Here is a 20,576-nt window from a genome sequence, read left to right on the forward strand (position 1 = left end):
AACCGGAGATCGGATGAGTCCATACATTCCCCTGCTCGGGCTGCTGGCGCTGACCGCCGGGTTCTTGGCCATCGCAATCCTGCTCAGCGTGAACGTCGGGCCCGCGCGGTACAACCGGGCGAAGTACGACAGCTATGAGTGCGGCATCGACCCGACCCCGCAGCCGGCCGGCGGCGGACGATTCCCGGTGAAGTACTACGTCACCGCGATGCTGTTCATCGTCTTCGACGTCGAGATCGTGTTCCTGTACCCGTGGGCCGTCTCGTTCGACATGCTCGGGCTGTTCGCGCTCGTCGAGATGGCGCTTTTCGTCGCCACCGTGTTCATCGCCTACATCTACGTGCTGCGGCGCGGCGGGCTGGACTGGGAATAGGCCGGCGGGCGAGGGAGGAGTTGAGCTTTCATGGGCATTGAGGACAAGATCCCGCAGGGAGTCGTCCTGACCACCGTCGAGGGCCTGTTCGGCTGGATGCGGCAGGCGTCCTTCTGGCCGGCGACGTTCGGTCTCGCCTGTTGCGCGATCGAGATGATGGCCTACGGCGCCCCGCGGTTCGACGCCGGACGCTGGGGCCAGGAGGTGTTCCGCGCCTCTCCGCGGCAGGCCGACCTCATGATCATCTCGGGCCGGGTGAGCCAGAAGATGGCGCCGGTGCTGCGTCAGGTGTACGACCAGATGCCCAATCCGAAGTGGGTCATGGCGATGGGGGTGTGCGCCTCGTCGGGCGGCATGTTCAACAACTACGCGATCGTGCAGGGCGGCGACCACATCGTGCCCGTCGACATGTACGTCCCCGGCTGTCCGCCGCGTCCCGACATGCTCATCGACGCCATGTTCAAGCTCAAGAAGAACATCGTCGCGAAGCGCCCCATCGGCGCTCACGAGGTCGAACTGCAGGAGGCGGCGGAGAAGGCCGCGCTGGAGGCGCCCGCGACGATCGAGCTGAAGGGGCTCATGCGATGAGCGACGACAAGGCTGCCGAGAAGACGATCAGCGAGAAGGTCACCGATCCCGAGGCCGCCCCGAAGGAGGGCGTCGAGCGCGAGGACGCCCAGCCCGGAGCCGAGCTCGAGACCGCCGGCGAGACCTTCGAAGGACGCGTCCGCACGGGCATGTGGTCCGACGGCTCGGGCGACACGTCGGGGTACGGCCGCATCACCCGCGTCGTCGCGCCGCCGCAGGCGACCGAGGCTCCGCTCGGCGAATGGTACGACGACGCCGCCCGGCGGCTGTCGGTGCTGGTGCAGGACCCGATCCTGAAGGCCGTCGTCGATCGCGGCGAACTCACGCTCTACGTCCCCCGCGAGAAGATCGTCGAGATCCTGCAGCAACTGCGCGACGACGCGCACCTGCGGTTCGAGTCGTTCTCCGGGGTGTCCGGGGTGCACTACCCCGAGGCGACGGGCGAGGAGTTCCACGTCGTCTACCACCTGCAGTCGATGACCCACAACCGTCGGCTGCGCGTCGAGGCGACCGTGCCCGACGCCGATCCGCACATCGCGTCGGTCGTGCCGGTGTACCCGGCCGCCGACTGGCACGAGCGTGAGACGTGGGACATGTTCGGCGTGATCTTCGACGGTCATCCGTCGCTCACCCGCATCCTGATGCCGGACGACTGGGTCGGGCATCCGCAGCGCAAGGACTACCCGCTGGGTGGCATTCCCGTCGAGTACAAGGGAGCGGTCGTGCCGCCCCCGGATCAGCGGAGGACGTACCGATGACAGCACAGTCCAGCGACTTCTACGCCGCGCCCGGGTCCGAGCCCACCGAGGGCCGTGTGTACACCGCGATGGGCGGCGGAGACTTCGACGCCATCGCCCAGGAGCAGGCCGAGCGCGGCGACGAGACGCTCGTCATCAACATGGGCCCCCAGCACCCGTCGACCCACGGCGTGCTGCGCCTCATCCTCGAGTGCGACGGCGAGACCGTCGTCTCCATCCGGCCGGGCATCGGCTTCCTGCACACCGGCATCGAGAAGAACATGGAGTTCCGGTCCTGGACGCAGGGGACGGCCTTCGTGACCCGCATGGACTACGTCGCCCCGCTGTTCAACGAGACCGCGTACTGCCTGTCGGTGGAGCGGCTGCTCGGCATCGAGGACCGGATTCCCGAGCGCGCCCAGGTCATCCGCGTCCTGATGATGGAGCTGTGCCGGATCGCGTCCCACCTCGTCGCGGTCGGGACGGGCGGGATGGAGATCGGCGCGCTCACGGTCATGACGATCGGCTTCCGCGAGCGCGAGATGATCCTCGACTTCTTCGAGGCCGTCACCGGCCTGCGCATGAACCACGCCTACATCCGGCCCGGCGGCGTCGCCAACGACCTGCCCGAGAACGCGCTGTCGCATCTGCGCGAGCTCGTCGCCTGGCTGCACAAGCACCTGCCCGAGTACGCGGCGTTCTGCAACGAGAACCCGATCTTCAAGCTCCGCATGTCGGGCGTCGCGTACCAGGACCTCACCGCCTGCATGGCGATGGCGGTCACCGGACCGGTGCTGCGCTCCACCGGGTTCGACTGGGACCTGCGCAAGAAGCAGCCCTACTGCGGCTACGAGACCTACGAGTTCGACGTTCCGACCTGGGACACGTGCGACGCCTACGGGCGCTTCCGGGTGCGACTGGCCGAGATGTGGGAGTCGCTGCGGATCGTCGAGCAGTGCGCCGAACGCCTGGAGGCGTCGGTCGGCCAACCGGTCATGGTGGACGATCCGCTCATCGCCTGGCCCGCGCAGCTCACGCTCGGCCCCGACGGCCAGGGCAACTCCAACGAGCACATCCGCCACATCATGGGCGAGTCGATGGAGGCGCTGATCCATCACTTCAAGATCGTGACCGAAGGCTTCCGCGTTCCTCCCGGCCAGGTGTACGTGCCGATCGAGTCCCCGAAGGGAGAACTCGGCTGCCATGTCGTGTCCGACGGCGGCACGCGACCGTACCGGGCGCATGTCCGCGACCCAGGGTTCAACCATCTGCAGTCCGTCCCGATCCAGTGCGAGGGCGGCATGATCTCCGACGTCGTGGTGGCGGTCGGTTCCCTCGATCCGGTGATGGGAGGTGTCGACCGGTGAGCGATCTGTCGAACACGGGCGTCGGCGGGACGGAGTCCGCCCACGCGGGCGAGCAGGGACACGGCTTCGAATCGTTCTTCCCGGACTCCGGGGGCGTGGACCAGTCCGACGCGTCGACGAACATCGACGACGAGACGATTGCCGAGTTGCGCGAGCTCGCGGGCCGTTACCCGCAGGCCCGCTCGGCGTTGCTGCCGATGCTGCATCTCGTGCAGAGCGTCGACGGACGGATCTCGCCGCGCGGCATCGAGGTGTGCGCCGAGATCCTCGGCATCACGACCGCGCAGGTCTCGGGAGTGGCGACGTTCTACACGATGTACAAGCGTCGTCCGGCCGGCAAGCACCATGTCGGCGTCTGCACGACGGCGCTGTGCGCCGTGATGGGCGGCGACTACCTCCTCGACCACGTCTGCTCCAAACTCGGCATCCGGCCCGACGAGACGACGCCCGACGGGACGTTCTCGCTGGAGCGGATCGAGTGCAACGCAGCCTGCGACTACGCGCCGGTGATGATGGTCAACTGGGAGTTCATGGACAACATGACCCCCGAGAAGGCCGACGAACTGCTCGACAGGCTGGCGGCCGATGAGCCCGTCGCGTCCAGCCGGGGTGCGACGATCACGAGCTGGCGGGAGGCCGAGCGCGTCCTCGCCGGGTTCCCCGACGGACGTGCCGACGAAGGCCCGACGGCCGGCGAGGCGTCCAAGCTGGGCCTGAACATCGCCGCCGAGCACGGCTGGGCGGCACCGACCGCGGAGGAGGCGAAATGACCGATCCGCTGACTCCTGTCCTCACGGCCAACTGGGGCGACGAGCAGGCGTGGAAGCTCGCGAGCTACGAGCGCCGCGGCGGATACCAGGGGATGCGCGCCGCATTGCGGATGACGCCGCCCGAGGTCATCTCCCTCGTGAAGGACTCCGGGCTCCGCGGACGTGGCGGCGCCGGTTTCCCGACGGGCATGAAGTGGAGCTTCGTGCCGCAGGACAACCCCAACCCGAAATACCTCGTCGTCAACTCCGACGAGTCCGAGCCGGGCACCTGCAAGGACATGCCGCTCCTGCTGGCCTCCCCGCACACCCTCGTCGAGGGCATCGTCATCGCCTCGTATGCGATCGGCGTGTCGCACGCGTTCATCTACTGCCGTGGCGAGGTGCTGCACGTCATCCGCCGCCTGCAGCAGGCCGTTCGCGAGGCGTACGCCGCCGGATATGCGGGATCGAACATCCTGGGCAGCGGGTTCGATCTGGAGATCACCGTCCATGCGGGCGCCGGTGCGTACATCTGCGGCGAGGAGACGGCCCTGCTCGACTCGCTGGAGGGGCGCCGCGGGCAGCCCCGGCTGCGGCCGCCGTTCCCCGCTGTCGCGGGCTTGTACGCGTGCCCGACGGTCATCAACAACGTCGAGTCCATCGCGTCCGTCCCTGCCATCGTGAAGAACGGCAGCGAGTGGTTCAAGCAGATGGGCACCGAGAAGTCCAACGGCATGACGATCTACTCGTTGTCGGGGCATGTGGCGCGGCCCGGGCAGTTCGAGGCGCCGTTGGGCGTCACGCTGCGCACCCTGCTGGAGCTGTCCGGCGGGATCCGCGCCGGGCACCAGTTGAAGTTCTGGACGCCGGGAGGCTCGTCGACGCCGATCCTCACCGACGAGCACCTCGATCTGTCCCTCGACTACGAGGGCATGGCCGGGGCCGGGACGATGCTGGGCACGAAGGCGCTGCAGATCTTCGACGAGACGACGTCGGTGGTGCGGACGACGCTGCGCTGGGTCGAGTTCTACAAGCACGAGTCGTGCGGCAAGTGCACCCCGTGCCGAGAGGGCACCTGGTGGCTCGTGCAACTGCTGCACCGGTTCGAGGCCGGGACGGCGGTCGACGGAGACGTCGACAAGCTGCTGGACGTCTGCGACAACATCGGCGGCAAGTCGTTCTGCGCGCTCGCCGACGGAGCCGTCGCATGCGTGACCAGCGCGGTGCGGCACTTCCGGACCGAGTTCGAGGCCGGCTACAGCACGCCCGCCTGGGAGCTGTTCCCGTACCGCGAGAGCGCGCTGTTCGAGGTCCGCGAGCGTGAGGGGGCAGGAGTATGAGCGTCCAGGCCAAGCCCACCGAGGTCGCGGAGCGGCCGCCGAGCGTCACCGTGACGATCGACGGCATCGCCGTCGAGGTGCCCAAGGGAACGCTGGTCATCCGCGCCGCCGAGATGATCGGCATCGCGATCCCGCGGTTCTGCGACCACCCGCTGCTCGACCCGGTCGGCGCATGCCGGCAGTGCATGGTCGAGGTTCCCGACATGGGCAACGGCCGCGGCATGCCGAAGCCGCAGGCGTCCTGCACGCTGGAATGCGCCGACGGCATGAAGGTCGCCACGCAGCGGACCAGCGAGAAGGCCGAGAAGGCCCAGCGCGGCATGATCGAGCTGCTGCTGGTCAACCACCCGCTCGACTGCCCGATCTGCGACAAGGGCGGCGAATGCCCGTTGCAGAACCAGGCGATGAGCACCGGCAACGGCGAGTCGCGGTTCGACGGCCTGAAGCGCACCTACCCCAAGCCGGTCAACGTGTCGGCGCAGATCCTCCTCGACCGTGAGCGGTGCGTGCTGTGCGCCCGCTGCACCCGGTTCAGCGAGCAGATCTCCGGCGACCCCTTCATCGCCCTCGTCGAGCGCGGCGCGCTGCAGCAGATCGGCCGGTACGAGACCGAGCCGTACGACTCCTACTTCTCCGGCAACGTCGTCCAGATCTGCCCCGTCGGTGCGCTCACGAGCGCGGCGTACCGGTTCCAGTCCAGGCCGTTCGACCTGGTCAGCACCCCGGTCACCTGTGAGCACTGCGCCTCCGGCTGCCAGTTGCGCACCGACCATCGCCACTTCCAGGTCAAGCGGCGCCTTGCGGGCGACCTGCCCGAGGTGAACGAGGAGTGGAACTGCGACCGGGGCCGGTTCGCGTTCGTCTCCGGGCGCGGCTCCGACCGGCTGACCTACCCGCTGATCCGTGAGAACGGCGAGTTGCGCCCGGCCTCGTGGCCCGAGGCCATCGACGCGGCCGTCGCCGGACTGCGGCGGATCGGGACGTCGGCGGGCGTCGTGACCGGCGGACGACTCACGCTGGAGGCCGCGTACGCGTACTCCAAGTTCGCCCGCACCGTTCTGGGAACCAACAACGTCGACTTCCGGGCCCGGCCGCACACCTCCGAGGAGGCCGAGTTCCTCGCGGCGCTCGTCGCGGGCCGCCGGCTGGGGGAGGGCGTGACCTACGCCGATCTCGAGACGGCCGCCAAGGTCATCTGCGTGGCGTTCGAGCCCGAGGACGAGTCGCCGATCGTCTTCCTGCGGCTGCGGAAGGCGGCGCGCAAGAAGAAGCTCGCGATCCAGGTCGTGTCCCCGTACCGCTCGCGGGGCACCGAGAAGATGCTGGCCGAGCACGTCCCGGCGATCGGAGCCGAGGCGATCTCGGGGCTGACCGCCGACGCCGGCACGATCATCCTCGTCGGTGAGCGGGCGGCACAGACCCAGGGGATGCTGTCCGCGGTGGCCGAGCTCGCCGCTCGCACCGGAGCGCGCCTCGCGTGGGTGCCCCGGCGTGCCGGTGACCGCGGCGCGATCGAGGCCGGCTGTCTGCCGAACCTGCTGCCGGGCGGGCGCCCGGTCGCCGACAACGCCGCCAGGGTCGACGTGGCCGCCTCGTGGGGGGTCGACAGGCTTCCCGCCGGCGAAGGACTCGATGCCGATTCGCAGTTCGCCGCCGCGAGCGACGGACAGCTCAAGGGCCTGATCGTGGCCGGTGTCGAGCCGGCCGATTTCGCCTCCCGCGACGCCGTGCTGGCCGGTCTGGAGGCCGCCGAGTTCGTCTTGAGCCTCGAAACGAGGGCGTCCGAGGTGACCGAACGCGCCGACGTGGTGCTGCCCGTCGCCCTGCTGGAGACGCACGCGGGCACCTTCCTCAACTGGGAGCACCGGCCCGGGCCGGTCGAGGCCGTGGTCAAGAGCCGACACACCCCGATGACCGATCTGCGGATCCTCGCCGCTCTCGCCGATGCGGTCGGCACCCCGCTCGGCATCCGCACCGTGGCATCCGCACAGGCGGAGATCGCCGAGCTCGGCGTATGGGAGGGGCCCCGCCCCGCCACACCCGTCCTGCCGACCGCCCCGCGGGGCGGCGAGGTGACTCTCACGTCGTGGCGGCAGCTCATCGACGGCAGCAGGGCCAATGACGGCGAACCGGCCCTGCTCGAGACGGCCCGGCCGGTCGTCGCCCGCGTCAGTCCTGCGACGGCGGAGCGGCTCGGGCTCGGCGCGGAGCTGCGGCTGTCGTCGGCGACGGGATCGCACGATTTCGCGGTCGTCACGGATCCGTCCATGGTGGACGACGCCGTGTGGATCCCGGGCAACTTCTTCGACGGCAGCCTCGGGACGCTGGGAGTCGTTCCCGGCGAGGCCGTCACGGTCGTCCCGGCATCCGAGTTGGTGTCGGCAGGAGGTAACGCATGAGCCCGCTCGATCTGTCCCTCTTCGGCACCGACCCCTGGTGGCTCGTGCTGCTGAAGGTCGTCGTGCTGTTCGTGCTGCTGCTCGTCTGGACGATCTTCAACGTCTGGTACGAGCGCCGGCTCGTCGGCAAGATGCAGCACCGCCTCGGCCCGATCATGAACGGCCCCTTCGGCCTGTTCCAGGCGCTCGCCGACGGCGCGAAGCTGCTCCTCAAGGAGGACTTCCGGCCCTCGAAGGCGTCGGGCTTCCTCTACACGCTGGCCCCGATCATCTCGGGCACGGCCGCGTTCACCGCGTGGGCGGTCATCCCGTTCGGCGGCGAGGTCGAGATCTTCGGGGTGCGAACGCGGCTGCAGTTGACGGACATGCCGGTGTCGACCCTGGTCATCCTGGCCGTGGCGTCGGTCGGCATCTACGGCTTCGTGCTGGCCGGCTGGTCGTCGTCCAGCCCCTACTCGCTGCTCGGCGGTCTGCGCTCCAGCGCTCAGATGATCTCCTACGAGCTGTCCATGGGCCTGTCCTTCGTCGCGGTCTTCCTCTACGCCGGCACGATGTCGACCTCCGAGGTGGTCGAGGCGCAGGCGCGCCCGCTCGCTCCCTTCGGTCTCGACATCGGTCTGCAGCAGTGGTACTGGCTGCTGCTGGCGCCCAGCTTCGTCATCTACGTCATCTCGATGGTCGGCGAGACGAACCGCGCCCCGTTCGACCTGCCCGAGTGCGAGTCCGAGCTCGTGTCCGGTCACCTCACCGAGTACACGGGTTTCCGCTACGCCATCTACTTCCTCGCCGAGTACATCAACATGGCGACGGTGTCGGCCGTTGCCACGACGCTGTTCGTCGGCGGGTACCACGCGCCCTGGCCCATCAACGTCCTGCTCCCGGTCCTCGACCAGGGCTGGTTCGGGCCGCTGTGGTTCGTCATCAAGGTGCAGCTCTTCATCTCTCTGTTCGTGTGGCTGCGCGGCACCTTGCCGCGGTTCCGCTACGACCAGTTCATGGATCTCGGCTGGAAGTGGATGATCCCCATCTCGGTGGTGTGGGTCATGGCCATCGCCACCATCCGCATCGTCCTCACCGACGAGCAGGTGCGCACGGGCCCGCTGCCGTGGATCGTGGCCGCGATCGTCGTGGTCGTCCTCGTCGCCCTGCTCATCGCCGGGCGTGAGCCACCGGAGACGGAGACCGAGGAGACGGACATCGGCGAGCCGTTCGACGCGTTCGCCGGAGGCTTCCCCGTCCCGCCGATGGCCGGTCAGGTGCTGCCGGAGTTCGCCGGCGTGATGCGGGCGCAACCCGCCGAGGAGCCTGCGCCCGCGGCGGCGGACGCCGCGAAGGAGGCTGATTCCTGATGGGACTGTTCGACGCCTGGGCGGGGTTCGGGATCACGTTCCGGACCATCTTCCGCAAGACGTTCACCCAGGACTACCCGCTCAAGCCGAAGGTCACAGCCCCGCGGTTCCACGGCCGGCACCAGCTCAACCGGTGGCCGGACGGGCTGGAGAAGTGCGTCGGCTGCGAGCTGTGCGCGTGGGCGTGTCCGGCGGATGCGATCTACGTGGAGGGCGCCGACAACACCGAGGAGGAGCGGTACTCGCCGGGCGAGCGCTACGGCCGCGTGTACCAGATCAACTACCTGCGGTGCATCCTCTGCGGCCTGTGCATCGAGGCCTGCCCCACGCGGGCACTCACGATGACCAACGAGTTCGAGCTGGCCGACACGACCCGCGCGAAGATGATCTACGAGAAGCACCAGTTGCTGGCGCCGCTGCTGCCCGGCATGGAACAGCCTCCGCACCCGCGGCGGCTGGGGGACGACGAGCTGGACTACTTCCGCGGTCTCCCCGACACCGGCACGCCCGACACCCGCACCGGTGCCCCGGGAGGTGAAGCATGAGCCCCGCACTGTTGCCGCTCGTCACCGGGACCGAGGTCGCGTTCTGGATCTGTGCACCGTTGATGGTGCTCCTGGCGTTCGGCGTCATCCTCGCGCGCAAGCCGGTGCACTCCGCGATGTCCATGGCCGGTGTGATGGTCCTGCTGGCCGTCCTGTACGCGTCCCTGGACGCCCCGTTCCTGTTCGTCGTCCAGATCATCGTGTACACGGGTGCGGTCCTCATGCTGTTCCTGTTCGTCATGATGCTCGTCGGCGTCGATACGAAGGACTCGATCGTCGAGACGCTGAAGGGTCAGCGCCCGTTGGCGATCCTGGCCGCCGTCGGTCTGTTCGCTCTGCTCGTGTTCGGCATCGGCGGGCAGATCCAGAGCGCGACCGGACTCGACGCCGCCAACAGCGCGTACGGGGGCAACGTGCAGGGGATCGCGGCGCTGATCTTCGGGCGCTACGTCTTCGTGTTCGAGCTCACCTCGGCGCTGCTCATCACGGCGGCCGTGGGGGCGATGGTGCTGGCTCATGCGCGTCGCCTCGAGAAGCGTCCCGGCCAGAAGGAGCTGGCGGCCAGGCGCATCGAGGAGTACAAGACGTCCGGGGCACATCCCGGACCGCTGCCCAACTCGGGCGTGTTCGCCACGAACAACTCGATTGCGACCCCCGCGCTGCTGCCCGACGGGTCGGTGGCCGAGAAGTCGGTGTCGCAGACGCTCGTCCATCGCGGCGCGATCATCGACTCCCCCGAGGTCGGGGCGGTCACGGCGAAGAACTTCGCGGCGATCGAGGATGTGCGGGAGGACGAGGAATGAACCCCGAGAACTACATCATCCTGGCGGCGCTGCTGTTCGCCATCGGCACGGTCGGGGTGATGATCCGCCGCAACGCGCTCATCATCTTCATGTCGATCGAGCTGATGCTGAACTCCTGCAACCTGGCGCTGGCGACGTTCGCCTACGCCTGGGGCAACCTGGAAGGACAACTCGCCGCCTTCTTCGTCATGGTGGTCGCCGCCGCCGAGGTCGTGGTGGGCCTGGCGATCATCGTCACCATCTACCGCACGCGCAAGTCGACCTCGGTCGACGAGGCCAACCTGCTCAAGCTGTGAGGGACGAGTCGTGACGCCATTGGAAACCGTGACCCCCATCGCCGCGACGGGCGTGTTCTCGCTCGCGTGGCTGCTGATCGCCGTACCGCTGGTCTGTGCCGGCGTCCTCCTGCTGCTCGGCCGTGTCGCCGACGGCTGGGGGCACCTGCTGGCCACCGCGGCGCCGATCTTCTCCTTCGTCCTCGCCGTCGTCCTGTTCGGCACCCAGCTCGGCGCGGCGCCCGACCAGCGGGTCGTCGAGCTCTCGCTGTACCAGTGGTTCGCGACCGGGGGCTGGGACATCGGCGTCGGCCTGCGCATCGACCCGCTGTCGATCCTGTTCGTGCTGCTCATCACCGGCGTCGGCAGCCTCATCCACGTGTACTCGATCGGGTACATGGCGCACGACCCGAAGCGGCGCCGCTTCTTCGCGTTCCTCAACCTGTTCGTGGCGGCCATGCTCGTCCTCGTCCTGGCCGACAACTACCTCGTGCTGTTCGTCGGCTGGGAGGGCGTCGGCCTGGCGTCGTACCTGCTGATCTCCTTCTGGCAGGAGCGGCCCGCGGCGGCCGCGGCCGGCAAGAAGGCGTTCGTGATGAACCGTGTCGGCGACCTCGGACTGACGATGGCCATCTTCTCCATGCTGGCCATGTTCGGATCGTCGAAGTTCACCGACGTCGCCGAGCATGCCCCGGGGCTCACGCCGCTGTGGGCCACGCTCATCGGGATCTTCCTTCTCGTCGGGGCCTGCGGCAAGTCGGCCCAGGTGCCCCTGCAGGCCTGGCTGCTGGACGCGATGGAGGGTCCGACCCCCGTGTCGGCGCTCATCCACGCGGCGACGATGGTCACGGCGGGCGTCTACCTCGTGGTCCGCTCGCACGACATCTTCGAACTCAGCGCGGTGGCGTCCTTCGCCGTCGTCGTCGTCGGCACCGTCACCCTGCTGGCCGGCGCGTGGATCGGCTGCGCCAAGGACGACATCAAGAAGGTCCTCGCCGGGTCGACGATGTCGCAGATCGGCTACATGATGCTCGCCGCCGGGATCGGCCCGGCCGGCTACGCCTTCGCGATCTTCCACCTGCTGACCCACGGCTTCTTCAAGGCCAATATGTTCCTCGGGGCCGGGTCGGTCATGCACGCGATGAACGACGACGTGAACATGCGGCACTACGGGGCACTGGCGAAGGTGCTGCCGATCACGTTCTGGACGTTCGCGGCCGGGTACCTGGCGATCATCGGCTTCCCGGGCTTCGCGGGCTACTTCTCCAAGGATCACATCATCGAGGCCGCGTTCGGGCAGAACGTCGTCATCGGGCTGTGCGCCCTCCTCGGGGCCGGCGTGACCGCGTTCTACATGACCCGCCTCATGCTGATGACCTGGTTCGGGACGAAGCGGTGGCGGAAGGACGTCCACCCGCACGAGTCTCCGCTGACCATGACGATCCCGCTGATCCTCCTCGGCATCGGCAGCGTCGTCGGCGGCTTCGCCCTCAACTTCTGGATCCAGGACTGGCTGGAGCCCTCCACCGGAGCCCATCCTCACGAGGTCAGCCTGCTGCCCACGCCGATCGGGCTCGCGACCCTGGCCGTCGTGGCCGTCGGCATCGTGGTGGCGTGGATCATGTTCGGGCGCAAGGAGGTCCCCGACGTCGCCCCCGCCGATGTGTCACCGATCACCGTCATCGGCCGCAACGATCTGTTCGGCGACGCCGTGAACAACGCGCTCGTGGTCACCCCGACCCGCGTCGTCGCCGAGAACGTCATCCTCGCCGACGACACGCTCGTGGACGGTGCGGTGATGGGAAGCGCAGCGGCCGTCGGCGGGCTGGCGGGCCAGTTGCGGAAGATCCAGAACGGGTCCGTGCGGACGTACGCGCTGGTGATGATGGCCGGCACGGTCCTCGTCGGTCTGGTGCTGATCCTCGGCCAGTGGGTCTGAGGGAGGAGTCGAGATGGAGTTTCCCGTGCTCACCCTGCTGGGCCTGCTGCCGATCATCGGCGCCGTCGTCCTGTGCCTGCCGCTGAAGGGCGCCGCGCGCCCCGTCGGCATGGCGTTCGCCGTGGCCACCCTGCTCGTCGGCGTCTGGGTCACCGTCCTGTTCGTGGGCGGGGCGGACCTCAGCCAGTCGGCACCCTGGATCAAGCCCATCGGGGCGACCTGGTCGCTGGGCCTCGACGGCATGGGCCTGTCGATGATCATGATGACGGCAGTCCTCACGCCGGTCGTGCTGCTCGCCGAGTGGCGCACAGGGGAGGCCGCACGCGGCCGGTGGACGCCGCAGGCGTTCTTCGCGCTGGTGCTGTTCCTCGAGGGACTGTCGATCTTCGTGTTCGCCGCGACCGACGTCCTGCTGTTCTACCTGTTCTTCGAGGCGACGCTCATCCCGATGTACTTCCTCATCGGCGGCTACGGCGGCCCGAAGCGGGCCGCGGCGGCGCTGAAGTTCCTGCTGTACTCGTTGTTCGGCGGGCTGATCATGCTGGCCGCCGTCGTCGGCGTGTGGGTCGTCTCCGGGGAGTCGGGCAACCCGACCTTCGTGCTCGCCGACCTGTCGAAGCTCGTCATCGACGGACCGGTCGGGCAGTGGCTGTTCATCGGGTTCATGGTGGCCTTCGCCGTGAAGGCCCCGATGGTGCCGGTCCACACCTGGCTGCCCGATGCGACCGAGCAGGCCACGCCCGGGACGTCCATCCTGCTGGTCGGCGTCCTGGACAAGATCGGCACCTTCGGGATGATCCGCTTCTGCATCGGGCTGTTCCCCGAGGCGTCCGCGTGGGCGACGCCGGTGATGGTGGTCCTCGCGCTGATCTCGATCATCTACGGCGCACTGGCCGCCATCGGCGCGAAGGACATCCTGCGGCTCATCGCCTACACCTCGATCAGCCACTTCGGCTTCATGGTGCTGGGGATCTTCGCGTTCACCACCCAGTCGCTGTCGGGCGCCATGTTCTACATGCTCAACCACGGCTTCTCGACGGCGGCGTTGTTCCTCGCCGCCGGGTTCATGATCTCCCGCCGCGGCAGCCGGCTCGTCGCGGACTTCGGCGGCGTGCAGAAGGTCGCACCGGTGCTCGCCGGGGTGTTCCTGGTGTCCGGCCTGTCCGGCCTCGCGCTGCCCGGGATGTCGAGCTTCGTGAGCGAGTTCATGGTCCTGGCCGGAACGTGGTCGCGGGCGCCGTGGGTCGCGGGCGTCGCTGCTCTCGGCATGGTGCTGTCGGCCGTGTACATCCTGTCGCTGTACCAGAAGACGATGACCGGGCCGCCGACGGAGGCGGCGTCGACGCACTTCACGCGCGACCTCACGGCGGTCGAGCGGTTCGTGATGGTTCCGGTGATCGGCGTCCTCCTGGTGTTCGGGTTCTTCCCGCAGCCGATCGTCCACCTCGTGGAGCCGGTCGCGACGGCCAGCATGCAGGCCGCCGAACAGAGCGATCCCGCACCGCAGGTCGAGGGAGTGAAGTAATGCCATTCGAGTTCACCATGCCGGAGTTCCGGCTCATCGCCCCCGTCCTGATCGTGTTCGGGGTGGCCTGCATCGGAATCCTCATCGAGGCCCTCGTTCCGCGTCAGCAGCGCTTCGTGGTGCAGTCCACGCTCGCGTGCCTGTCGCTCGTCGCGGCGCTCGGCGCCACGATCGTGAACTGGCAGGCACAGTCGTTCCAGCCCGTCGTGAACGGCGTGATGATGCTCGACGGGCCGACCTACTTCATGTGGACGATGCTGCTCCTGTTCACCTTGTTCTCGCTGCTGCTGTTCGGGGAACGGCAGCTCGGCGGCGGAGCGAGCGCCTTCGCGGCGTCCGCGGCGGCGGTTCCCGGCAGCAAGCTGGAGGCCGACTCGTCCGCGGCCCGCATGGAGCACACCGAGATCTTCCCGCTGGCGCTGTTCGCGCTGAGCGGCATGCTCGTGTTCCCCGCCGCCAACGACCTGCTGACCATGTTCGTCGCGATCGAGGTCATGAGCCTTCCGCTGTACCTGATGGCCAGCATGGCCCGGCGTCGCCGACTGCTGTCGCAGGAGGCCGCGCTGAAGTACTTCCTGCTCGGTTCGACCTCGTCGGCGTTCTTCCTGTTCGGCGTCGCGCTCGTGTTCGGGTACGCGGGGTCGTTCGCGTTCGCCGACGTGGCCGCCGCCATCCACTCGCCCACGGCCGGGCACGGCCTGCTGGTGGCCGGCGTGGGGATGCTGAGCGTCGGCGTCCTGTTCAAGGTGGGTGCCGTGCCGTTCCATTCGTGGACGCCGGACGTGTACCAGGGGTCGCCGACACCCGTGACCGGGTTCATGGCCGTGTGCACGAAGATCGCCGCCGTCGGCGGGCTGCTGCGGTTGTTCTACGTCGCGCTCGGCGCGGCCCGGTGGGACTGGCAGCTCCTGGTCGCGATCGTCGCGGTGCTGACGATCGTCGTCGGGTCGGTCGTGGCGGTCGTCCAGACCGACATCAAGCGGATGCTCGCGTACTCGTCCATCGCGCACGGCGGGTTCATCCTCACCGCTGTCGTCGGCACCTACACCTCCCAGACGGGTCTGCACGAGGGCTACGTCGGCAGCGTCGGCGCGGTCATGTTCTACCTCGCCGCGTACGGCTTCGCGACGCTCGGGGCGTTCGCCATCGTCACGCTCGTCCGCAATGCGGGCGGGGAGGCGACGAACCTCTCGGCGTGGGCCGGGCTCGGCCGCCGGTCCCCGGTGCTCGCCGGTCTGTTCGGGTTGTTCCTGCTGAGCTTCGCCGGCATCCCGCTCACGGGCGGCTTCATCGGCAAGTTCTCCGTGTTCGAGTCCGCCTGGGAGGGCGGGTTCTGGTGGCTGGTCGTCGTCGCTGTCGTGATGAGCCTGGTCGCGGCCTTCTTCTACATGCGCGTCATCGTCATCATGTTCTTCTCCGAGCCCGCCGAGGGCACGCAGATCGGCTCGGCGAGCTGGCTGACCTGGGTCCCGATCCTCGTCGGGGCCGTCGCGACCCTCGTCCTCGGTATTCTGCCGGGCGGAGTGCTGGAACTCGCTGCGGGTGCCGCGGGGTTCCTCCGCTAGGATCACCGGGGCGGGCGTGAACCGCCTGCGATCCAACGGAGGTGCCAGTGTCTTGGAGGGGCGTTAGTCCGGATGCGGGACGGGTGAGCGCGTGAGTGCCGATGACGTGCGGTCGGTGATGGGGTCGGGTCTGGCCGACCGGATCGCCGAACAGCTTGCGCTGATCGAGGACCGTCTCCTGGCCGAGGCCCACGGCGACACGCCGTTCGTGACCGAGGCCGCCGCGCACATCATCGCGGCGGGCGGGAAGCGTTTCCGGCCCGGAATGGTCGTGACGGTCGCCGCCCTCTACGGCACCGCTGCGGTCGAGAGCGTCGTGAAGGCGGCACTTGCCGTGGAGCTCACCCACGTGGCGAGCCTCTACCACGACGACGTCATGGACGAGGCCGAGTTGCGTCGCGGCACGGTGAGTGCGAACAGGCGCTTCGAGAACACCGTCGCGATCCTCGTGGGCGACTTCCTCTTCGCCCGGGCGTCGGGCTGCGTCGCCGACCTGGGGGCCGGCTACGTCAAGCTCCACGCCGAGACCTTCTCGCGCCTGGTCCAGGGCCAGATCGGAGAGGTTCAGGGCGCCGCCGCCGGCGTGTCCGCCTACGACCACTACCTGCGGGTGATCGCCGACAAGACGGCGTCCCTCATCTCGACGTCGGCGGTCTACGGCGGCATGGTGTCCGGCGCACCCGCCGGCGACCTGGCGATCCTCGCCGCTCTCGGCGACGAGATCGGCACCGTGTTCCAGCTCTCCGACGATCTGCTCGACATCACGAGCACGCAGTCCGGGAAGACACCGGGGACCGATCTGCGCGAGGGCGTTCTCACCCTGCCGACGCTGCTCGTCGCTGCGTCCGCCGATCCGGCCGACGCACGGCTGCAGGAACTCATCGGCCGGCCCCTGTCCGACGAAGCGGAGGTCGCCGAGGCGCTCGGCCTGCTGCGCGAGCATGCGGCGATGGGTGCCGCACGCGAGGAGATCGCGAGGCGGGCGGCGGCGGCGGAGACCCACTTGGACGCCCTGCCGGCCGGCGAGGCCAACGACGCGCTGCGGGAGCTGTGCCGCTCCGTCGTGAGCCGGTCGGCCTGACGGCCGACGAGAGCCGGCGATGGACTACACGGAGTTCGACGCGCTGTCGCTGGGGGCGGCGATCGCGAGCGGCGACGCGTCCCCGGTCGAGGTGACCGAGTCGGCACTGGCCCTGGCCGCCGAGCGCGGCCCGGCTGTCGGGGCATTCGCCCACCTCACACCCGAGTACGCGATGGGGCAGGCCCGCGCGGCGGCCGATCGTCTGGCCCGTCGCAGCGACCTCGACCTGCCGTTGCTGTTCGGCGTGCCGTGTCCGGTCAAGGACCTGACCCGGGTGGCGGGTCTTCCGTGGGAGGCCGGCAGCCGGGCGCTGGCGGGCAACGTCGCCGATGTCGACGACGGAGTGGTCACACGCCTGCGGGACGCGGGCACGATCATGATCGGCAAGACCGCGACGCCCGAGTTCGGCTTCCCGTGTTACACCGAGCCCGACTCCGGCCCGGCCGCCCGAACGCCGTGGGACCTGTCGCGCTCGGCCGGCGGATCCAGCGGGGGAGCGGCTGCCGCGGTCGCGGCGGGCATCGTCCCCATCGCGCACGGCTCCGACGGCGGCGGCTCGATCCGCATCCCGGCCGCCGTCTGCGGCCTCGTCGGGCTGAAGGCGAGCCGGGGCCGGATCAGCCCCGGGCCGTTCCGCGTGGAGGGACCGGGCCTCGGGTCCGACGGCGTCCTCACTCGAACCGTGCGCGACACGGCCGCCGCGCTGGATGCCCTCGCGGGGCCGCTGCCCGGTGACCAGTACGTCGCCCCTGCGCCGCGGACGTCGTTTCTGAAGTCGTGTCAGCACCTGCCGGCCGGGCTGCGCATCGGCGTCCTCACCACGCCTGTCGTGACCGCCGACGCAACCGTGCATCCGGCGGCGCTGCGTGCCGTGGAGGCGCTCATCCCGGTTCTCGTCGACCTCGGCTGCGAGGTGTCGCAGGCGCCACCGCCGTTCCTTCCCGAGCAGTGGGACGTGTTCCGTGCGATCTGGGCGGTCGACGCGACGCAGCTGCCCGTGTCGGCCGCTCAGCTCGACCTGTGCGTCCCGTTGACGCGCTGGCTGCGCGAGCGCGGGGCCGCGGTGTCCGGCGCGGAGTACGCGGCTGCGCTCACCGACATGCAGCGGCTCACCCGCGATGTCGCGCGCACGTGGGCGGGCTTCGATGCCGTTCTCACTCCGACGCTCGCGGGGCCGCCCGCGCTCGTCGGCGGCCTGCGCGACGACGCCGACCCGGCTGCCGACTTCGAGGCGCAGACCCGGTTCACGCCCTGGACCAGCATCGCCAACCTGACCGGCCGTCCCTCCATCAGCCTGCCGACGCACCGAGAGGTGGTCGGCGGCGTCGAACTGCCTTTCGGCACGATGCTCACCGGCACCTGGGGCTCCGAGCCGACGCTTCTCGCCCTCGCGGCGGCCCTCGAAGAGGCCATCGCCTGGCCCCGTCCGTCCGGGATCCGCGCCGCCTGAGACGCGTCGCGCCTCCCCGCGTAGCTACGCCGCGGCCGGGAAGCTACGGGGCGCCCGGTAGCTTCCCGGCCTTCGCGTAGCTACATGGTCGGACGGGTAGCTACGTTCGGGCGGCGCTCACCGTGGCGTGACGCCTTCGGCGCGATGGCGAAGGCCCGGTCGAGGACGCCGCGCAGTCTCTCGCGATCCCAGGCCTCACGCCATCCCCACCGGCAGAGCCAGTAGCTCGCCCCGCGGATGCGCTCCTCGCGCCGCTTCTCGCGCATGATCGCGTCGGCGGGCACCTCTCCGGGGCGCAACAGCGTGTCGTACTTCGCAGCCCCGTCGCATTCGCCGACCAGCCTCGCGTCCTCCCAGCAGAAGTCGACGGTGGCCAGCACCTCGCCGACGTTGACGACCGGATACTGCAGGACCGGCGGCGGGTAACCCAGCCGCTGGATCTGGAGGCGACTGACCGACTCCAACGGCGATTCCGCGCGGCCATCGGCGAAGTCGGCGGCCTTCTCTGCTCGCCGCGCTCCGGGACGCCCCTGCGCCCTCGCCGCCGAGAGGCGCAGCAGGTCGCGGCTGACCCCGGCGGCCATCGCCGCGTCACAGGAGATCACGCCCCATTCGATCTCCAGCAGTCGTGCGAGGTCGATCGCCGTCCGTGCGAGGCTGGTGACCGGCAGTCCATCCATCTCGACGATCTCATCGTCCTCAAGGCGGCAGCGGCGAAGATGCACCACCGAGCCGCGTCGTCCGTGTCCGCCGCCGTCGCGCGTCACCCAGACCCGGTCGAGGCCGGTGCCCGGCAGCGGAAGCTCATGCAGAACCGCCGCCGAGAGGTGGCTCAGGACACTTCCCGCACCCAGCAGCGGCATGGTCGCCACGAGGAGCTGCCGGTGACGTGCACGTGCGTCGAGTTGCTGAGTCCGCGTGTAGGTTCCACGCCTCACCCGCTCCAGTTCTCCGGTGTTCCGCGCGCGCCGGAGATCGTGTTTCGTGAGTCCCTCGTCCACGAGGAGTTCTGCCGCTGTCTTCAGTTGGTCCACGAGTTCACCGAAGCACAGTCCTCCCGTGCCGTGATCGAGTTATCCACAGGGCGCCGTGCGCAGAGCACGACACCGCCCCGGCCGCGATGCCTGACGTAGCTACGCCCCGGCCGGGAAGCTACTGGGCGCCCGGTAGCTTCCCGGCCTTCGCGTAGCTGCGTGGCCGGACGGGTAGCTACGCGGGCGCGGGCGGCACACCGGGAGACCGGGCACGCGACATCGCTCAGCCGGCCAGGGTCACGCGGACGACCTGGTCGTCGCCACCGTTGTCGGTGAGCACATAGGCGGCGCCGTCGCGACCCTGGACGACGGTGCGCAACCGCCCGAAATCGCCGTCGAGCGCCGCTGGCCGGGCGGTGCCGGTGACGCGACCCGCGTCGTCCACCTCCAGCAGCAGCAGGTGAGACCCGACGAGGGTGGCGACGGCCAGCGTCCCGTCGAGCGCGCCCCACTGCGAGCCGGACAGGAACGTCGCCCCGCTCGTCGCGACCGTGGGCGACCCCGACCGCCACACCGCCTCGACGGCGCCGGAGATCGTCGTGTCGGTCATCGGCACCGACTCGTCGTAGCTGCCGCCACCGACGGGATTCCACCCGTAATTGCCGCCGGCGCGCAGCAGGTTCACCTCGTCGTCGACGCTCGGGCCGTGCTCAGCGGCGAACACCTGCCCGGTGCCGGGCCGCACGGCCAGTCCCTGGACGTTGCGGTGGCCCAGCGTGTACACCAGTCGCGTCTGTGCGGCCGCCGCGGTGAGGAACGGGTTGCCCGCGGCCGGCGCACCGCTCGTCGGGTCGACGCGCAGCACCTTGCCCGCCAGCGCGGCGAGGTCCTGCGGGTTGCCGCCCTGGGCGGCGTCACCCGCCGACACGAGCAGCGCACCGGCCGCGTCGAACGCGAGCCGACACCCGCCGTGCCGCCCCGAGGACAGGACCAGTCCCGACACCAGCGGATCGGCCACCCGGTCGGCCCGGCTGCCGTCGGCCGCAAGCGTCCACGCGATGACGCGGATGTCGTGCGCGGGCGCGTTGCCCTGACAGGTGTAGAAGCGCCGGTTGGATGCGAACGCCGGGTCCAGTGCCAGTCCCATCAGGCCCGTCTCGCCCTGCGCGAACAGGTCGGCCAGATCGGCGACGACGGGGGTGACCACGCCGTCGGTGATCCGGACGATCTCTCCGCTCCGTTCCGTCACGAGCAGCGACCCGTCAGGCAGCGGCGCGAGATCCCACGGGTGGTCGAGGCCGCGCACGACGACCTCGGCGCGCAGGGATGCCGCCGCCTCCTCCAGCGTCGCGGCCCCCGTCGTTCCGGCCGGGGCTGACGACGCGGCGCCGCCGCGGGTCGGGTCCGGTGTCGTGGGCGGCGGGGCCGTGCAGCCGACGAGCAGCGCGGCGACGGCCGTGGCGGACACGACGAGCGGCAGCGACGGCCGGGTCGGGCGGCGGTGGCGGGACGTCATG

The 20,576-nt window shown here is 69.6% G+C and carries 18 protein-coding genes; 16 read left to right on the plus strand and 2 right to left on the minus strand.

All coding sequences use genetic code 11. The annotated features are described in order from the left end of the window. Positions 1-13: 13 nt before the first annotated feature. The 16 genes from G555_RS0112425 (at position 14) to G555_RS0112500 (ending at position 18,085) form a co-directional block, all read left to right on the plus strand. Entirely contained in the window at positions 14-373 is a 360-nt protein-coding gene (locus G555_RS0112425) for an NADH-quinone oxidoreductase subunit A (RefSeq protein WP_028709108.1), read from the plus strand. 30 nt (positions 374-403) lie between these two features. Next, the gene (locus G555_RS0112430; protein WP_028709109.1) at positions 404-961 is read left to right on the plus strand and encodes a NuoB/complex I 20 kDa subunit family protein; all 558 of its coding nucleotides are present in this window, start codon (positions 404-406) and stop codon (positions 959-961) included. After that, positions 958-1,719, plus strand: coding sequence for an NADH-quinone oxidoreductase subunit C (locus tag G555_RS0112435; protein ID WP_036922545.1), 762 nt, complete (start codon positions 958-960; stop codon positions 1,717-1,719). Before G555_RS0112430 ends, G555_RS0112435 begins: the two co-directional genes overlap by 4 nt. 68 nt (positions 1,720-1,787) lie before the next feature. Then, positions 1,788-3,065 carry an NADH-quinone oxidoreductase subunit D gene (locus tag G555_RS0112440; protein ID WP_036922933.1) on the plus strand — a complete coding sequence of 426 codons (1,278 nt, stop codon included), beginning with the start codon at positions 1,788-1,790 and terminating at the stop codon, positions 3,063-3,065. A gap of 95 nt (positions 3,066-3,160) precedes the next feature. Continuing rightward, positions 3,161-3,835: an NADH-quinone oxidoreductase subunit NuoE gene (nuoE, locus tag G555_RS19840; RefSeq protein WP_245581277.1), complete on the plus strand. Its 675-nt coding sequence runs from the start codon at positions 3,161-3,163 to the stop codon at positions 3,833-3,835. Further along, on the plus strand, positions 3,832-5,154 hold the full coding sequence (nuoF, locus tag G555_RS0112450) for an NADH-quinone oxidoreductase subunit NuoF (RefSeq protein ID WP_028709112.1): 1,323 nt from the start codon (positions 3,832-3,834) through the stop codon (positions 5,152-5,154). Before nuoE ends, nuoF begins: the two co-directional genes overlap by 4 nt. After that, complete coding sequence (locus G555_RS0112455; RefSeq protein WP_028709113.1) at positions 5,151-7,553, plus strand: NADH-quinone oxidoreductase subunit G; 2,403 nt, start codon at positions 5,151-5,153, stop codon at positions 7,551-7,553. Before nuoF ends, G555_RS0112455 begins: the two co-directional genes overlap by 4 nt. Further along, the gene (gene nuoH, locus G555_RS0112460; RefSeq protein WP_028709114.1) at positions 7,550-8,902 is read left to right on the plus strand and encodes an NADH-quinone oxidoreductase subunit NuoH; all 1,353 of its coding nucleotides are present in this window, start codon (positions 7,550-7,552) and stop codon (positions 8,900-8,902) included. Before G555_RS0112455 ends, nuoH begins: the two co-directional genes overlap by 4 nt. Beyond that, the gene (gene nuoI, locus G555_RS0112465) at positions 8,902-9,447 is read left to right on the plus strand and encodes an NADH-quinone oxidoreductase subunit NuoI (protein ID WP_028709115.1); all 546 of its coding nucleotides are present in this window, start codon (positions 8,902-8,904) and stop codon (positions 9,445-9,447) included. The genes nuoH and nuoI overlap by 1 nt, the downstream gene beginning before the upstream one ends. Then, a complete protein-coding gene (locus tag G555_RS0112470; protein WP_036922548.1) occupies positions 9,444-10,250 on the plus strand; it encodes an NADH-quinone oxidoreductase subunit J in 807 nt (268 codons plus the stop codon). Before nuoI ends, G555_RS0112470 begins: the two co-directional genes overlap by 4 nt. Further along, entirely contained in the window at positions 10,247-10,546 is a 300-nt protein-coding gene (gene nuoK, locus G555_RS0112475; RefSeq protein WP_028709117.1) for an NADH-quinone oxidoreductase subunit NuoK, read from the plus strand. Before G555_RS0112470 ends, nuoK begins: the two co-directional genes overlap by 4 nt. A gap of 10 nt (positions 10,547-10,556) precedes the next feature. Next, a complete protein-coding gene (gene nuoL / locus G555_RS0112480; RefSeq protein ID WP_156887545.1) occupies positions 10,557-12,464 on the plus strand; it encodes an NADH-quinone oxidoreductase subunit L in 1,908 nt (635 codons plus the stop codon). A 13-nt stretch (positions 12,465-12,477) separates the two neighbouring features. Further along, positions 12,478-13,989 (plus strand): NADH-quinone oxidoreductase subunit M, encoded by a 1,512-nt coding sequence (locus G555_RS0112485; RefSeq protein ID WP_028709119.1) that lies wholly within the window; start codon positions 12,478-12,480, stop codon positions 13,987-13,989. Further along, the gene (gene nuoN, locus G555_RS0112490; RefSeq protein WP_156887546.1) at positions 13,989-15,554 is read left to right on the plus strand and encodes an NADH-quinone oxidoreductase subunit NuoN; all 1,566 of its coding nucleotides are present in this window, start codon (positions 13,989-13,991) and stop codon (positions 15,552-15,554) included. The genes G555_RS0112485 and nuoN overlap by 1 nt, the downstream gene beginning before the upstream one ends. Before the next feature lie 118 nt (positions 15,555-15,672). Further along, a complete protein-coding gene (locus G555_RS0112495; RefSeq protein ID WP_028709121.1) occupies positions 15,673-16,635 on the plus strand; it encodes a polyprenyl synthetase family protein in 963 nt (320 codons plus the stop codon). 19 nt (positions 16,636-16,654) lie between these two features. After that, positions 16,655-18,085 carry an amidase gene (locus G555_RS0112500; protein ID WP_028709122.1) on the plus strand — a complete coding sequence of 477 codons (1,431 nt, stop codon included), beginning with the start codon at positions 16,655-16,657 and terminating at the stop codon, positions 18,083-18,085. Between the two features lie 80 nt (positions 18,086-18,165). Here the strand turns inward: G555_RS0112500 and G555_RS19845 are convergent, their stop codons facing one another. Together G555_RS19845 and G555_RS19850 are read right to left on the minus strand one after the other, a co-directional pair. Beyond that, positions 18,166-19,119 (minus strand): type IV toxin-antitoxin system AbiEi family antitoxin domain-containing protein, encoded by a 954-nt coding sequence (locus tag G555_RS19845; protein ID WP_051209005.1) that lies wholly within the window; start codon positions 19,117-19,119, stop codon positions 18,166-18,168. 223 nt (positions 19,120-19,342) lie between these two features. Then, entirely contained in the window at positions 19,343-20,575 is a 1,233-nt protein-coding gene (locus G555_RS19850; RefSeq protein WP_051209007.1) for a PQQ-dependent sugar dehydrogenase, read from the minus strand. Between the last annotated feature and the right edge of the window lies 1 nt (position 20,576).

The organism is Propionicicella superfundia DSM 22317, assembly GCF_000423465.1.
Classification (GTDB): Bacteria; Actinomycetota; Actinomycetes; order Propionibacteriales; family Propionibacteriaceae; genus Propionicicella; species Propionicicella superfundia.

What these genes read in the sequence shown, in the direction of transcription:
- nuoN (WP_156887546.1), top strand. Translation starts at nt 13,989, where the DNA reads ATGCCATTCGAGTTCACCATGCCGGAGTTCCGGCTCATCGCCCCCGTC.
- G555_RS0112500 (WP_028709122.1), top strand. Translation starts at nt 16,655, where the DNA reads ATGGACTACACGGAGTTCGACGCGCTGTCGCTGGGGGCGGCGATCGCG.
- nuoI (WP_028709115.1), top strand. Translation starts at nt 8,902, where the DNA reads ATGGGACTGTTCGACGCCTGGGCGGGGTTCGGGATCACGTTCCGGACC.
- G555_RS0112440 (WP_036922933.1), top strand. Translation starts at nt 1,788, where the DNA reads ATGGGCGGCGGAGACTTCGACGCCATCGCCCAGGAGCAGGCCGAGCGC.
- nuoK (WP_028709117.1), top strand. Translation starts at nt 10,247, where the DNA reads ATGAACCCCGAGAACTACATCATCCTGGCGGCGCTGCTGTTCGCCATC.
- G555_RS0112470 (WP_036922548.1), top strand. Translation starts at nt 9,444, where the DNA reads ATGAGCCCCGCACTGTTGCCGCTCGTCACCGGGACCGAGGTCGCGTTC.
- G555_RS0112485 (WP_028709119.1), top strand. Translation starts at nt 12,478, where the DNA reads ATGGAGTTTCCCGTGCTCACCCTGCTGGGCCTGCTGCCGATCATCGGC.
- G555_RS0112495 (WP_028709121.1), top strand. Translation starts at nt 15,673, where the DNA reads ATGGGGTCGGGTCTGGCCGACCGGATCGCCGAACAGCTTGCGCTGATC.
- G555_RS0112455 (WP_028709113.1), top strand. Translation starts at nt 5,151, where the DNA reads ATGAGCGTCCAGGCCAAGCCCACCGAGGTCGCGGAGCGGCCGCCGAGC.
- G555_RS0112430 (WP_028709109.1), top strand. Translation starts at nt 404, where the DNA reads ATGGGCATTGAGGACAAGATCCCGCAGGGAGTCGTCCTGACCACCGTC.
- nuoF (WP_028709112.1), top strand. Translation starts at nt 3,832, where the DNA reads ATGACCGATCCGCTGACTCCTGTCCTCACGGCCAACTGGGGCGACGAG.
- nuoH (WP_028709114.1), top strand. Translation starts at nt 7,550, where the DNA reads ATGAGCCCGCTCGATCTGTCCCTCTTCGGCACCGACCCCTGGTGGCTC.
- G555_RS0112435 (WP_036922545.1), top strand. Translation starts at nt 958, where the DNA reads ATGAGCGACGACAAGGCTGCCGAGAAGACGATCAGCGAGAAGGTCACC.
- G555_RS0112425 (WP_028709108.1), top strand. Translation starts at nt 14, where the DNA reads ATGAGTCCATACATTCCCCTGCTCGGGCTGCTGGCGCTGACCGCCGGG.
- G555_RS19850 (WP_051209007.1), bottom strand. Translation starts at nt 20,575, where the DNA reads ATGACGTCCCGCCACCGCCGCCCGACCCGGCCGTCGCTGCCGCTCGTC.